The organism is Azorhizobium caulinodans ORS 571 (assembly GCF_000010525.1).
Classification (GTDB): Bacteria; Pseudomonadota; Alphaproteobacteria; order Rhizobiales; family Xanthobacteraceae; genus Azorhizobium; species Azorhizobium caulinodans.
This window is the reverse complement of record NC_009937.1, coordinates 3,068,690-3,083,320: the sequence shown is the minus strand read 5'-3', so window position 1 is coordinate 3,083,320 and position 14,631 is coordinate 3,068,690. Positions and strand designations below refer to the sequence as shown.

At 65.7% G+C, this 14,631-nt stretch carries 11 protein-coding genes; 5 read left to right on the top strand and 6 right to left on the bottom strand.

Annotated elements, in window-relative coordinates:
• Positions 1 to 2: 2 nt before the first annotated feature.
• The 6 genes from AZC_RS14040 to AZC_RS14015 form a co-directional block, all read right to left on the bottom strand.
• On the bottom strand, positions 3 to 1,004 hold the full coding sequence (locus AZC_RS14040) for an ABC transporter substrate-binding protein (protein ID WP_012171238.1): 1,002 nt from the start codon (positions 1,002 to 1,004) through the stop codon (positions 3 to 5).
• A 26-nt stretch (positions 1,005 to 1,030) separates the two neighbouring features.
• Positions 1,031 to 2,200, bottom strand: coding sequence for an FMNH2-dependent alkanesulfonate monooxygenase (ssuD, locus tag AZC_RS14035; RefSeq protein ID WP_043879379.1), 1,170 nt, complete (start codon positions 2,198 to 2,200; stop codon positions 1,031 to 1,033).
• A gap of 229 nt (positions 2,201 to 2,429) precedes the next feature.
• Entirely contained in the window at positions 2,430 to 4,520 is a 2,091-nt protein-coding gene (locus AZC_RS14030) for a methyl-accepting chemotaxis protein (RefSeq protein WP_052285936.1), read from the bottom strand.
• Between the two features lie 342 nt (positions 4,521 to 4,862).
• Positions 4,863 to 5,588, bottom strand: coding sequence for an MIP/aquaporin family protein (locus AZC_RS14025; RefSeq protein ID WP_012171235.1), 726 nt, complete (start codon positions 5,586 to 5,588; stop codon positions 4,863 to 4,865).
• A gap of 198 nt (positions 5,589 to 5,786) precedes the next feature.
• A complete protein-coding gene (gene glpK / locus AZC_RS14020; protein WP_012171234.1) occupies positions 5,787 to 7,283 on the bottom strand; it encodes a glycerol kinase GlpK in 1,497 nt (498 codons plus the stop codon).
• Between the two features lie 57 nt (positions 7,284 to 7,340).
• The gene (locus AZC_RS14015; protein WP_043879378.1) at positions 7,341 to 8,861 is read right to left on the bottom strand and encodes a glycerol-3-phosphate dehydrogenase; all 1,521 of its coding nucleotides are present in this window, start codon (positions 8,859 to 8,861) and stop codon (positions 7,341 to 7,343) included.
• A gap of 1,286 nt (positions 8,862 to 10,147) precedes the next feature.
• Between AZC_RS14015 and AZC_RS14010 the strand changes: the two genes are divergently transcribed.
• The 5 genes from AZC_RS14010 to AZC_RS13990 all read left to right on the top strand — a co-directional run bounded on the left by AZC_RS14010 (position 10,148) and on the right by AZC_RS13990 (position 14,533).
• Positions 10,148 to 10,348, top strand: a complete 201-nt coding sequence (locus AZC_RS14010; RefSeq protein ID WP_043879377.1) for a hypothetical protein — start codon at positions 10,148 to 10,150, stop codon at positions 10,346 to 10,348.
• Positions 10,349 to 10,490: 142 nt separating this feature from the next.
• Positions 10,491 to 11,474, top strand: a complete 984-nt coding sequence (locus AZC_RS14005) for a phosphotransferase enzyme family protein (RefSeq protein ID WP_081433992.1) — start codon at positions 10,491 to 10,493, stop codon at positions 11,472 to 11,474.
• 342 nt (positions 11,475 to 11,816) lie between these two features.
• Entirely contained in the window at positions 11,817 to 12,869 is a 1,053-nt protein-coding gene (locus AZC_RS24450) for a polysaccharide deacetylase family protein (RefSeq protein ID WP_052285935.1), read from the top strand.
• A 79-nt stretch (positions 12,870 to 12,948) separates the two neighbouring features.
• Positions 12,949 to 13,686 (top strand): helix-turn-helix domain-containing protein, encoded by a 738-nt coding sequence (locus tag AZC_RS13995; RefSeq protein WP_012171230.1) that lies wholly within the window; start codon positions 12,949 to 12,951, stop codon positions 13,684 to 13,686.
• Positions 13,687 to 13,807: 121 nt separating this feature from the next.
• Positions 13,808 to 14,533: a haloacid dehalogenase type II gene (locus AZC_RS13990; RefSeq protein ID WP_012171229.1), complete on the top strand. Its 726-nt coding sequence runs from the start codon at positions 13,808 to 13,810 to the stop codon at positions 14,531 to 14,533.
• Positions 14,534 to 14,631: the final 98 nt, after the last annotated feature.

Here is a 14,631-nt window from a genome sequence, read left to right as displayed (position 1 = left end):
GTTCAGCTCCCCTGATCGTTGTGCAGATCGTCGAAGGTGTAGTCCTTCCAGCTCGCCGGGCGGTTCTTGATCGCGCCGATCTGCGCGAGGAAGTCCGCGAACTTCTGCGAGCCGAGTGGGGTGAGCGTGTATTTCACCTGAGGGTCGGACAGCACCTCGGTGACGAAGGCCGGATCGAGCTTGGAATTCTCGGTCTTTACGTAGATGGCCGCCGCTTCCGCCTTGTGCGCATCCACCCATGCGGTCGCTTCCCGGAAGGCGTCGAAGAAGGCCTTGTAGGTCTTCGGGTTCTGCGTCTTGAAGCGGACTGTGCTGTAGACGAAGGTGGGCGTCACGGGCCCGCCCAGCACGTCATAGGAGGAGAACACCTTGTGGACCTTGGGATCCTTCAGGGCCTGATCCTGATAGGGCTGGTTGGACACATGGGCGGTGATCTCCGTGGAGCCGGAGAGCAGGGCGGCCGTCGCGTCCGGATGGGGCAGGGTGATGGTGAGGTCGTCGAGCGACTTCTCCTTGCCTGGACCGAAGGCCTGCTGCGCCGCCATCTGGAGGATGCGGGCCTGCACCGACACGCCCACCGCCGGGAGGGCGATCTTGTCGGCCTTGGTGAAGTCCTTCAGCGTCTTCACATTGGGATTGTTGGTGACGAGATAGTTCGGCTGCGCGCCGAGCGCGCCGATGATCTTCACCTCGTTGGCGCTGCCGCGCGTGCGGTCCCACAGGGTGAGGAAGGGCCCGATGCCCGCCGCCGCCACGTCCACATTGCCGGAGAGCAAGGCGTCATTCACGGCCGAACCGCCGGAGAGCTTGGCCCAGTCCACCTTGATGTCGAGGCCGAGCGCCTGCCCGTGCTTCTCAATGAGCTTCTGGGCTTTCATCACGTGGAAAGGCGTGTAGAGCGTGCCGAACTGCTCCACGATGCGGATCGTGCCTTCGGCGAAGGCAGGAGCGCTGGTGCCGAGCACCGCCGCGATCAGGGAAGCGGCCAGACCTTTTTTGAACATTGCGAACTCCAGATGTCTTCCCACCATCATTCCGCAGCGCGGATCGTGGCGTTTGCGGCTGGTCCGTGGCTGCCCACGGCGAATTCATTGACGATCTGCGTCCGCACGCCGCGGCGGCGGCCATCGATGCCGAGGGCCGGGAAGAGCAGTTCCGCGACCCGGTAGGCTTCCTCGAGGTGCGGGTAGCCCGAGCCGATGAAGGTGTCGACGCCGACGGCCTGATACTCGCGGATGCGCGCGGCAATGGTCTGCGGATCGCCCACAAGGGCGGTGCCGGCGCCCCGGCGTACCAGTCCGACGCCGGCCCACAGGTTGGGCGCCACCTCCAGACGGTCGCGGCGGCCGTCGTGCAGCGCGGCCATGCGCGCCTGGCCGACGGAATCCATCTCTTCCTTGAAACGCTTCTGAGCGTTGGCGATCTGCGCGTCCGAGACCTGGCTGATGAGCCGTTCGGCCGCCGTCCACGCCTCGCTCTCGGTCTCACGGACGATGAAGTGCAGGCGGATGCCGAAGCGCAGCGTGCGCCCGCGGGCGGCTGCACGAGCGCGCGCAGTGGCGATCTTCTCCGCCAGCAGGGCGGGCGGCTCGCCCCAGCTCAGATAAAGGTCCACATGCTCGGCGGCCACATCGAGCCCGGCATCGGAAGAACCGCCGAAATAGAGCGGCAGGTGCTCCTGCACAACCGGGAAATCGAGGCGTCCGTTCTCCACACGGTAATAGCGCCCTTCATGGTTCACCGTCTCGCCGCGCACCAAGGCGCGCCAGATGGCGACGAATTCGGCGCCCTGCGCATAGCGCTCGTCATGGCCAAGGAAGACACCGTCGGCCGCGAGCTCGCCCGGATGTCCGCCCACCACAAGGTTGAGCAGCAGGCGCCCGTCGCTGAGGCGGTCGAGGGCAGCCGTCTGGCGGGCGGCAAAGACCGGCGTGGTGACGCCGGGCCGCAGGGCGACCAGAAAGCGCAGGCGCTCCGTTGCAGTGGCGAGGCCTGCGGCCGTGATCCATGAATCCTCGCAACTCTGGCCGGTCGGCAGCAGCACGCCTTCAAAGCCGAGCCGATCCACCGCCGTTGCGACTTCCCGGAAATAACCGAACTCCGGCGGGCGCTGCCGCGTCTCTGAGCCGAGATAGCTGCCGTCGCCATGGGTCGGGATGAACCAGAACATGTGGGGGGGAGGAGGGGTGAGGTTGCTCATGGGGCACTCCGTTTCACCCCAAAATGCCGTTAAAAACGATATAGTCAATTATTTTAATGGAAATTATAGAAAGCGGTGCTCTCGCCGGTGGAATGACGCCTCGAAGCGTGCGCCGCCAACACCGTGCAGAAGGTTCGCCGCTCGGGCGCGTCCGCTCAGCAGACCAAGCTTGAAAAACAAAAGCCCCGACCGATGGTCGGGGCTTTGCACTCTTCCTCGAGGATGCGGTTCAGCTGGCCCGGACCGTGGCGAGGAACTGCTGCATCTGGGCCTCCAGGCGCTTGGCCTGATCGGTAAGCGCGGTCGAGGCCTGGAGCACCTGTCCCGCCGCCTCTCCCGTCTCGTCCGCCGTCTTGGCGACGTCCGCGATGTGGGAGGTGACGGTGTTCGTGCCGGTGGCCGCCTGGTCCACGTTACGCACGATCTCGCGGGTCGCGACGCCCTGCTCTTCCACGGCAGCGGAAATGCTGGCAGCGACATCGCTCATCTTGCGGATCTGGAGTCCGACGCCCTCGATAACCGTCACCGCCTGTTGGGTGGTGGCCTGGATGGCGCCGATCTGGCTCTCGATCTCTTCGGTGGCCTTGGCCGTCTGCGTGGCCAGCGCCTTCACCTCGGACGCGACCACCGCGAAGCCCTTGCCGGCATCACCCGCACGTGCGGCCTCGATGGTGGCGTTGAGGGCGAGCAGGTTGGTCTGCTCGGCAATCGAGGAGATGAGACCCACCACGGCCCCGATGCGGCCGGCCGCCTGGGCGAGATCCTGAATGACCGTTCCGGTCTTCTCCGCTTCAGCAACGGCGACCTTCGACATTTCCGCCGACTGCAGCACCTGGCGGCCGATCTCGTCCACGGAGGACCCCAGTTCCTCGGCGGAGGAAGCGACCATGACCACGTTGGTGGAAGCCTCCTCGGCGGCTGCCGCGACGGCGGTGGACTGGCTGGAGGTCTTCTCGGCGGCCTTCGCCATGCGGCCGGCGGTCTGCTGAAGCTGCTGGGAGGAGGAGGCCACGGTCCCGACGATGCCGCCCACCTCGCGCTCGAATTCGCCCGCGAGGTTCTGCATCATGCGCTTGCGCTCCAGCTCGGCCTCGGTCCGCTGGCGGGCGGCTTCGGCCTCCATGCCGCGGTTGCGCACGAGGCTCTCCTTGAACACCATCAGCGCCTTGGCCATGGCGCCGATCTCGTCGTGCCGCTGGGTGCCGGGGATTTCCACCTCGAGGTCGCCGCTGGCGACGTCCGTCATGACATGGGTCAGGCGGCTGATGGGTCCCGTGACGCGCCGCAGCACCACCAGAAGGCCGACCACCGTGAGAGCGACGGCGAACACGAGGATGGCGCTGTAGGTGAGCAGGTTGCGGAAGGCGGTCGCCTCCCGCGCATTCGCCGCTTCCACGATCGACTTTATGGAGACCATGGCGACGTCGGAGAAGGTGTTCTGCGTCTGGCTGGCGTCGCGCCAAGCGTTGAGGGCCACACCGGCAGGCTTGCCGTTGCGAAGGTTGGACAGGATGTCGTCGCGCAGCTTCTTGAACGAGCCGCCGAAATAGGTCTCCTGCGCGATCTGGATCGACTTCTTCAGGTCTGGCGAAGTGTCGTCATTGTCCGCCACGTCGAGCACCGGCTTCCAGGCGGCGGTCACGCGGCCGTCGAGGTCGGTGACCGTGCGGTCTTCCTCCGGCTTGAACGGGCGCTCTGCGCCGACGACGGTGTTCAGCATGCCGTTGATCGTGCCCACATAGCTGCGCACGTCCCACGCCATGGTGCGGGAGAGGATGAACTGGGAGAGGGTCGGATCGTTCGCGCGGATGCCGTCTTCCGCCGTGTCCAGGAACTTCTCCATGGTGGTCATCAGGCGACCGCCGTCGTCATTGATCCGCTTGGAGAGGCCGGCCTCGCGCTGCGCCAGGGGACGGGGCAGGTCGCGGTCGGCGGCTTCCCGAAGCCGGTCCATGTTGGCGAACTGGCTCTTGAGATCCTTGCCGATGGCGAGGAGCTTCTGATGGGTCAGAGCGTCGATCTTGGGCGCAGCCGCGGTCATCGCCTTGGCGGCGATCTGACGGCGCTGGTTCATCTGCTCCTGCTGGGCGGGCGTGTAGGCACCCTCCACCGTCAGCAGCGTGACCATGGACCCGCGTTCCAGACGGAAGACCGAAAGCGCCTGGAGGATGTCCATTTCGACGGAGGCGAGACTGGCCGCCTCCTTCGCGCCATCGTAATTGCGCTTCGCGGTGGAGAGCGTGAGGCCGCACATTACGATGATGACTGCGCTCATGACGCAGAACAGGGAAACAAGTGCCGTCCGGATGGTGATGGTCATGCCAAAAGCCCCAGGGAATTCTGCGACATTCTGGGCATGACAAGCTTGTGCCAACCTTTCAGGTGGGTGCGCGGCTTCTATAGGCCTTTCCGGCAGGAATTATAACCTGAATCTAAATGTTTATACCCGTTCGGCGGGCTGGAGTGAGTGCCTGATGTCCAACCCCTCCTGGATGTAATTTGTAAAAATTTGTCTTCTTATCGAAAGGCGGTCCGAAAATGCCGCTGGAGTGCTGCTGCCAAGTCCTCGGTGCCCTGCCGCAAGGTGAGGTGGAGGCCGAAACAGAAAACCCCCGGCTTTTGGGCCGGGGGCTGCTGTAACTTCAAAACGCGGCGGATGGCGTCAGATGAACGCCTTGATGAGGAGGCCGGCCACCACGGCGCCGGCGAGCGGGCCGACCACGGGGATCCAGGAGTAGCCCCAGTCCGAGCCGCCCTTGCCGGCCACAGGGAGCACCGCATGGGCGATGCGCGGGCCGAGGTCGCGGGCCGGGTTGATGGCGTAGCCGGTGGTGCCGCCGAGCGAGAGGCCGATGGCCCACACGAGGATGCCGACCATGTAGGGGCCAAGCGTCGAGGGAATGCCCGCGCCCATCACCGGCTTCGAGAAGATGGCGGCGATGACGAACAGCAGGACCACCGTGCCGATGATCTCGCTGATGAGGTTGGCAGGCGCGTTGCGGATGGCCGGGCCGGTGCAGAAAATGGCGAGCTTCAGGCCCTGATCGGGTGTCTTCGACCAGTGCGGCAGATACTGGAGCCACACCAGCGTGGCCCCGAGGAAGGCGCCGATGAGCTGGGCGGGGATATAGACCGCGAGCTTCGAATAATCGCCGGACACGATGGCAAAGCCGAGCGTCACGGCGGGGTTGAGGTGCGCATCCGGGCTGCCGGTGGCGGCCGAGGTGAAAACGCCGGCCATCACTGCGAAGGCCCAGCCGGCGGTGATGACGATCCAGCCCGAATTCTGGGCCTTGGAGTGGTTGAGCAATACGCCCGCCACGACGCCATCGCCGAGCAGGATGAGAACGAGCGTGCCGAGCAGCTCGCCGGTAAAGGGGGTGTGCATGGGACGTCTCCAGAACCCATTCTTGATTGATTGTTCAAGAGCATGAGCCGATGCGCGCGCGTCGCGGACCCATCGGCCATGCGGTCTCTGCCATCAAGAGGGCGCGACTGCCGACGAGGTGAATACTCCCTTCGGATCACGCCTCAGACCGTGCCGGAGGCTGCTTTGCCAGCCGCCGGAACGGGACACCTTACACCGTCAGCGCGCCCAACCGAGGGAGCGCTCAACGGCCTTGTTCCACGAGCCATACAGGTGTTCGCGCTGCTCCGCAGCCATGTGCGGGTGCCAGCGCCGGTCGACACCCCAGTTCTGGGTGATGTCGTCGGTGGACGCCCAGTAGCCGACGGCAAGGCCCGCCGCATAAGCGGCGCCCAGCGCCGTGGTCTCGATGACCTTGGGGCGGACGACCGGCACGTTCACCATATCGGCCTGGAACTGCATGAGCAGTTCATTGACCACCATGCCGCCGTCGGTGCGCAGCTCGCGAATGGCGACCTTGGAATCCTTCACCATGGCTTCCAGCACCTCGCGCGTCTGGTAGGCGGTCGCCTCCAGCGCGGCGCGGGCGATGTGGCCCTTGTTGGCGAAGCGGGTGAGACCGCAGACGACGCCGCGCGCGCTGTCATCCCACCGCGGCGCATAAAGGCCGGAGAAGGCGGGGACGAAATAGACGTCGCCGTTATCGCTGACCGTGCGGGCGAGCGGCTCGATGTCGGCCGAGTTCTTGATGATGCCGAGGTTGTCGCGCAGCCACTGCACCAGAGCGCCGGTGATGGCGATGGAACCTTCCAGCGCATAGACCGCTTTCGCATCGCCCAGCTTGTAGCCCACCGTCGTGATGAGACCGCAGGTGGAGGGGAAGGGCTTCTCACCGGTGTTCATCAGCATGAAGTTGCCGGTGCCGTAGGTGTTCTTGGCTTCGCCCGGATGCAGGCAGGCCTGGCCGAACAGGGCCGCCTGCTGGTCGCCGAGGATGCCGGAGAGCGTCACGCCTTCCAGCGGCCCCTTGCCGGTGCCGTAGCGCTCCGAGGAGGAGACGATGCGCGGCAGGCAGGCAGCCGGGATGTTGAACAGCTTCAGGATGTCCTCGTCCCACGCCAGCTTCTCGAGGTCCATGAGCTGGGTGCGCGAGGCGTTGGTGACGTCGGTGATGTGGATGCCGCCGTCCGGACCGCCGGTGAGGTTCCAGAGCAGCCAGGTATCGATATTGCCGAACAGCGCGTCGCCGGCCTCGGCCTTGGCGCGGGCGCCGGGCACGTTGTCGAGGATCCAGTGCAGCTTCAGGCCGGAGAAATAGGTGGCGAGCGGCAGGCCGGTCTTGGCACGCAGTCGGTCCTGGCCACCCTCCTTCGCGTAGCGGGCGACGAGCTGGTCGGTGCGGGTGTCCTGCCAGACGAGGGCGTTGTAGAGCGGTTCGCCGGTTTTGCGGTCCCACAGGAGCGCGGTTTCGCGCTGGTTGGTCACGCCGACGGCGGCGAGGTCGGACGTGGAGAGACCCTTCTTCTCGAGGGCCTCCAGGATCACCGTGCGGGTGTTGAGCCAGATCTCGACCGCATTGTGCTCCACCCAGCCCGGCCGGGGATAGATCTGCTCATGCTCGCGCTGGGCCACGCTGAAGATCTGGCCCTTGCGGTCGAACACGATGAAGCGCGTGCTCGTCGTGCCCTGATCGATGGCGCCCACGTATTTGGTCATGGTCTCCTCCCGTTTTAACCTTGCCGGCATCCGTCCGCGTCTTGGGTGCGGCCGGCGTCAGATGCTGTTGAGGAATGCGTCGATTTCGGCAGCCGCCTCTTTGGGCAGCTTCAGGCCGAGCTTGGTGCGCCGCCACAGCACGTCGCGGGCGGTTCGCGCCCATTCCGCGCTCTTGAGATAGCGCAGTTCCGCTTCGGTCAGTCCGCCGCCGAAGTCGCGGCCGAGGTCCTCGGCCGAGCGGGCGCCGCCCACGATGGCTTCCACCCGCGTGCCGTAGGTGTGCACCAGACGCCGGGCGCGATCAGCACCGAGGAAGGGCTTGCGCTTCAGGAGGTCGGCGGCATAGCGGTCGGCATCGCCATCGGGAATGTCGCCGCCGGGCAGCGTCCCCTCCGCCGTCCAGGCGGGCTTGAGGCCCGGAATGTGCGGGGCGAGATCGCGCATCACATGCTCGGCGAGCTTACGATAGGTGGTGAGCTTGCCGCCGAACACCGAGAGCAGCGGTGCCTGGCCCTCCGGCGCATCGATATCGAACACATAATCGCGCGTGACGGCGGAGGCATTGATGGAGCCGTCGTCGAACAGCGGCCGCACGCCGGAATAGTCCCACACGATGTCGGAGCGCGAGATCTCGCGCTTAAACCAGTGGTTGATCGAGGAGATCAGATAGTCCGTCTCGTCATCGGAGATGGCGACATCCTGCGGCGCGCCCGTATAGGGCACGTCCGTCGTGCCGATCAGCGTCAGATCGTCCTGATAGGGGATGGCGAAGATGATGCGCTTGTCGGGATTTTGCAGGATATAGGCCTGCGTGCCCTCATAGAGGCGGGGCACCACGATATGGCTGCCCTTGACCAGCCGCACGCCCTTGGAGGTGTTGAGCCCGAGGCGATGGTTGAGAACATCCGCCACCCACGGCCCGGCGGCATTGACGAGCACCTTGGCGCGGACCTCGCGTGTCGCGCCGCTGGCGTCCTTGAGGGTCGCCACCCACAGCTTACCCTCGCGCCGGGCGCTCTCGAGGCGGGTGCCCACTTCGACGATCGCGCCGCGCTCCTTTGCATCGAGCGCGTTGAGCACGACGAGGCGGGCGTCATCCACCGCGCAGTCGGAATATTCAAAGCCGACCTTGGTCAGCGGCTTCAGCGGTGCACCGCGCCGGTCGCTGGAAAGGTTGATCCGTTCGCAGCCGGGCAGGCGCTTGCGAGGGGCCAGGTGGTCGTAAAAGAACAGACCCAGCCGCACGAGCCAGGCCGGGCGGATGGAGACGTCGTGCGGCAGAACGAAGCGCAGCGGACGGATGATGTGCGGTGCCATGGCGAGCAGCCGCTCACGCTCCAGCAGCGCCTCGCGCACCAGCCGGAACTCGTAATATTCGAGATAGCGCAGGCCGCCATGGATGAGCTTGGTGGACCAGGAGGACGTGTGAGCGGCGAGATCGTCCTGCTCCACCATCATCACGGACAGGCCGCGTCCCACGGCGTCGCGGGCAATGCCGGCGCCATTGATGCCGCCACCGACCACCAGAATGTCGAACGGGCTGCTCACGTCGCCGCCGCTCCCCTGTTGCCGCACCATTGTGCAACCGTCTGCAACGACATTAATCACCTTTCATCAAAATTTCATAGTGCGCGAAAAACGAAAATTTCAAGAAAGTTGTTCCTTGTTGCGGTGCGGCGGCTAATCCGCACAACATGCTGCAATGCAAAAGAAAATGAATGGTGCGGGATGTTGGAGGTCTGGTCTGCTCGCCAGGCGCGTTTTCGCCTTTCGGTCGCGCGTGATGCGGGTATCTCCCGTTGTGGATTCACCGATAGACGTGATCATTCACCCTTTCGGGCTGCTCAATTGACGCAAAAGTCCTGCTCAGGGTGGCCATCGAAGCCTGGTGTCGCAGTGACGAGCGGCCGGACGAGGTGGATCGGCAGTTCAGCGTGCTGGAAGCGGAGATCGCGCGTATCGTTGCCATGCGTTACGCCTGAGATGCCGAGCAGATCGCCGCCGGTGGCGTCCTCGCAGTGTTGAGCCACGACGGCAGGGCGCGTGAGGGGCGCGGGTTTATCCGGTCGAAAGACGAGAAGCTGCTGGCCGAGGAAACGGAGGATGCACGGGGCGAGACCGGGAAGAGGCACGGGCGAGCGGCGCGGACGCTGGGGAGGGGATCAAGCCGCTGTCGGATGTGCGAGTACGTGACCTCGCCGCGCACCGGACGCTCGGACTGCGGCTGGCGTTGGGGGAACATCCCAAGGTGGCGCTGATCGCGGTCCACCATGCGCTGGTGTCGCAGGCTTTCTTGGCGGGCGTTTTTGTTTGGCCAGCCAGCCGGTGCTCACGGTTGCTTTGAGCCGGGCGAGATCGAAGTCCACACTCTTCTCTCTGCTGATAATGGGGGATCATTTCGGGTTCATGATCGCAACATTCTCAGTCTCTATCGCCTGACGGTCCGCGCCTGCGGCCATGCAGGCGTGGCCATCCCCGGATTGTCCTGATCCATCTCCATCGTGTGCCGAATCGCGCCAGATTGACGGGGATGCTTTGCCGACTGGATGCACGTTGGGCGCGAGAAGCTCTCGCATGTACAATTGATCAACGTGTGTTGTCTTTTGCTGTGCCGGAAAAGGGCCTGCCGAGATCACATTTCCGTCCCGTTGAAATTCAAGGATCGTTGCTTGAGGTCTTCGGCGGGATGCCGGCCGGCCGCATTGCGTATCGAACGAAAGTATTATGCTTGTTCTGCGGTATTTTCGGCGCGGAGGCGGCCCGGGGCATCAAATGGGATGCTTATATTTGGCCGAATGGAAGCATCCCCATTCTTGGGTCCTGCCGGAGCGCGATATAACGGCATCAAAGCATGGGGAAACGTGATGCAGGGTCAGGTTCCGATGGACGATGCCGCTTATCTCAGGGATGAACTGTTGCGCCTGCGGGCGCTGGCCACCCGCCACGGCGGCCAGACGCTGGTCTATCTGCTCGACATGGCTGTGCTCGAGGCCTCTTTCGATCTTCAGCTCTCGCACCGCGAGCAGGCGGTCAGCCACCGCTCCGAAGCCGCCGTGAAACACTGACGGTTCGTCCGGCGATTGCGCAGGCGCTTGTGTGCCGGCCCACACCAGCGCCGGGCACCTCTCCCGGTTGGCGGGCTCTCGTGGCAAAACACGCCCGAGCGAATCCATCGGCGCACTGCCGTGGGCGGCCGTGGGGACGAGGGTGTACGACAGCGGTTTCATTGCCAGATTGCAGGATGCGCTCTCCGGCGCGCTGCCGCGCTGGGGCCTGAGCCCGGACTGCGCGCCGGAACTTCTGGCCATCTCCGAGAATGCGACCTTCAAGGTCGAGGTGCCGGGCGCGAACGCCATGGTGTTCCGGGTGCATCGCCCTGGCTATCACACCCGTGCCGAAATCGCGTCGGAACTGGCCTGGCTCGACGCTCTGCGGGCCGAGGGGCTCGTCGCCGCGCCCCATCCCATTCGCCAGCTCGATGGCTCCTTGATCGCCGATATCGACGATCGCGGGGTGCCGCGCCATGTGGTCGCCTTCGACTTCATTCCCGGACAGGAGCCGGTTGCCGGCGCCGCCCTGGCGCCCTGGTTCCGGGAACTCGGGCACATCCATGCCGTGCTGCACGATCAGGCGCGGCGGTGGCGGCGCCCCACGGATTTCGCGCGCAAGCGCTGGAATTTCGCGTCCACGCTCGGTGAGGCCCCGCTGTGGGGCGACTGGCGCGCGGCGCTGGGGTTGGAGGCACCGGGGCGGGCCCTGCTGCAGAGGACGGTGGATGAGGTGGGGCGGGCGTGCGCAGACCTCGGGGAGGGGCCGGAGGCGTTCGGCCTCATCCATGCGGACCTGCGGCTGGCCAATCTGCTGGTGGACGGCGACCGCCTCACCCTCATCGATTTCGATGACTGCGGCTTCTCCTGGTTCCTCTATGATTTCGCCGCAGCCGTCAGCTTCATCGAGCACGAACCCTTCATTCCGGAACTCAAGGCGGCCTGGATCGAGGGCTATGGCCAGCGCGCGCGGCTTTCGGCGGAGCAGGTGCGCCAGCTCGACCTGTTCGTCATGCTGCGGCGCATCCTCCTTACCGCCTGGATCGCATCGCACAGCGAGACTCCGACCGCCCAGAGCCTGGGTGCGGCCTATACCGACGGCACGCTTGCGCTGGCAGAGAGATTCCTGAGCAGCTTTGCCTGAGCAGGGGCGTTGCGCCCTTTTACCGTCGGTCGCTGCCGGGTGATCCCGCAAATAATCCAGATCCTGCATGGAAACACCGTCAGCCATGCGGCCATCGCGTGGCGCCGCGCTGGCGCGCGCCCGCGCAAAGGCGTAAGAAACTACTTGGGGTTGATCGCCGCAATCTGCGCTTTCGGGCTGGATGGAGCCACGGCTTCACACTTTCTCCACCCTGTTGGGCTGAAACTGGCGGCAATCATCGTTCAACGGGTGCAAGGTCTGGCCGTGAAAGTCATCGTCGCAGCGTCTGCCGTCGGGGCAGCGGCCGTCCTTGGCCTCGGGTTCGTGTTCGGACCCATGTTGATGTCGTCGTCCGAGTCCGCGACGGCCGCCGTCTCGAAGCCCGTGCCCACCATTTCGGCTCCCGCAACGGGCGCGGTGCAGGTGGCGCAGGCCAATGTTCCGGCCAAGCTCCCCATCTCCAGCGACGCCTCCAGCAACCCCTTCTTCTCCTCGGCCTTCCCGCCCGGTGCGGCGAATCCGAACCCGGTCGCCATGCTCGGCCCGAGCGCGCCGCCGCCCGTCGAGGCGTCCGCGCCCAAGGGACCTGCGGCCTATCGTCAGGCCAATGTGGACGGGCCCTATATCGCCCTGACCTTCGACGACGGCCCGAGCCCGGAGACGACGCCGAAGCTGCTGAAGATTCTCGAAGAACGCCACATCAAGGCGACCTTCTTCATGCTCGGCCAGAATGTCGCCGCGAACCCCGAGGTGGTGCGCGCGGTGGCGGCCGGAGGCAACGAGATCGGCAGCCATTCCTGGAACCACCCGCAACTGCCCAAGATTCCGGTCGCGGCTGCGGACAAGCAGCTTGAGGATACGTCCGACGCCATCTTCAACGTGACGGGCCGTCGTCCCATCTATCTGCGCCCGCCCTATGGCGCCATGACCAAGTCCCTGGAAGCCCATATCGAACAGAAGTACGGCCTCAGCCTGATCTTCTGGTCGGTGGACCCGCTGGACTGGAAGATCCGCGATTCGCAGAGCGTCTACGACCAGATCATGAAGCAGGTCCGACCCGGCGCCATCATCCTGTCGCACGATATCCATCCGACCACGGTGGCCGCCATGCCGCGCGTGATCGATACGCTGCTGGCCAAGGGCTACAAGTTCGTCACGGTTTCCGAACTCATTGCCATGAACAAGCCGGCCCCGCCCAAGCCCGTCGCGGCCGCGGCGCCTCCCGGTGCGGTGCAGCAGCGCAAGAAGCCGAAGCAGACGGCCCAGAACACGCCCGCGGGTCAGGCGAAGCCCGCTGTCGCCACGCGTCCGGCGCCTGCGCCGTCGCCGGCGTCCGCCACGGTTCCGGGCGAGCCCATGACGATCCGTCCCGGCGGCACCGTCGGCATCTACTGAGCTGAAACGGGCCGCTTGTGGCGGCCCGTGCCTGTTCTAGACTGGGCGCTTCCGCCTGAGGCGCAGGCTAGGTCGTTCCATGTCCATCCAGCTTGAGATTCGCTCCTACAGCGGTGCCGGGCGCCACACGCACGATTATGTGCAGGTGCTCGTCCCCATGCGTGGGGCCATGCAGCTGGACGTGGAAGGGCAGGTGGATGTGGTCGCGAGCCAGTGTGTCGCGGTCATCCCGAGCCTTCATGCTCATGATTTCGCGCCAAGCCGCGATTGCAGTCTGATGGTGCTGGATGTGGAGCGGGCCGCCCTTGCCGAAGCAGCGCCCCGGCTGGTGGATACACGCGTCCCGCTGGTCTCCCGGCTCGATCCCTTCGCGTGGCGCCTGTTCCATCTGCTCGGTGCCGAGATTGGGCAGAATGCACGGCGGGCGCGGGACGCGGCGCCGCTGGCGCTGGCGGGCCTCCGCCTCGTCGCGCCGCGGCCGGGACATCGGCGCGACGCCGCCGCCCGGGTGACCGAGTTTGCCAAAGGCTGCATGGCCGGCCAGCGGGTGCCCGTAGCCGAGATGGCGGAGGGGGCAGGGCTCGGCCAGAGCCAGTTCCACGCCGTGTTCCGCGCCACCACCGGGCAGTCGCCGAAGCAGTATCAGCTCGCGCGCAGCTTCGAGCGGGCGGCGGATCTGCTGGCGTCGACGGACGAGCCGGTCGCGGAGATCGCCTATCGGCTCGGCTACCAGAACGCCTCGTCCTTCAACCGCCAGTTCAAGCGCCGCTTCGGCGTGACGCCGTCCGTGTTCCGCGCCGCCGGCCGGACCGCCTGAGCCGGCAAGTGAGTCCACCGCAGGTTTGGACAAGCCGTCCGCAGGTTCGGCTCATCCCTCCGTGAGCCGCTTCGGCTAAGGAAGGCACAGACCGGCGCCGGTGCGCCCTGAGGCCTGATCCATGCAACTGACCGACTTCACCACGCTCACCTTTGATTGCTACGGCACGCTGATCGACTGGGAGACCGGCATCTGGAACGCCCTCCAGCCGCTGCTGAGCGAGGGGCGCCTGACCATCGGCCGGGAGGAGGCGTTGGAGACCTTCGCCAGGCACGAGACGGAACAGGAGATCGAGACGCCGTCCCTGCGCTATTCGGCGCTGCTGGCTGTCGTCCATGCCCGCCTCGCCCGCGCCTGGGGCCTCCATGTCCATGCGGATCTGCATGAGCGGTTCGGAGCTTCGGTGCCAGACTGGCCGACCTTTCCCGACTCGGCCGCGGCGCTCGCCTATCTGAAGCGCCACTACAAGCTGGTCATCCTCTCCAACGTGGACCGCACCAGCTTTGCCGCCAGCAATCGCAAGCTGGGCGTGGCGTTTGATGCCATCTACACGGCCGAGGACATCGGCTCGTACAAGCCGGACGATCGCAACTTCGCGTTTCTGCTCGCGCATCTCGAGGCCGAACTGGGCGTGAAGCCGGGGCAGGTGCTGCACACGGCTCAGAGCCTGCATCACGACCATGTGCCGGCGGAGCGGGCCGGGCTGGCGCGAGCCTGGATCGACCGGCGATTCGGACAGTCGGGCAGCGGGGCGACGCTGCCCACCGAGCGACAGCCACAGGTGGACTTCCATTTCCGCACGCTCGGTGAACTCGCCGACGCGCACCGCAAGCTCGTGGCTGGCTGAAGCCGGACGACGGGCTCCGGAAAGCACGACACCCGCGCGCCGGTCAGGCGCGCGGGTGTCGATGTCAAACAAGCTGCCGCGAGGCAGCGGCTCCGGCT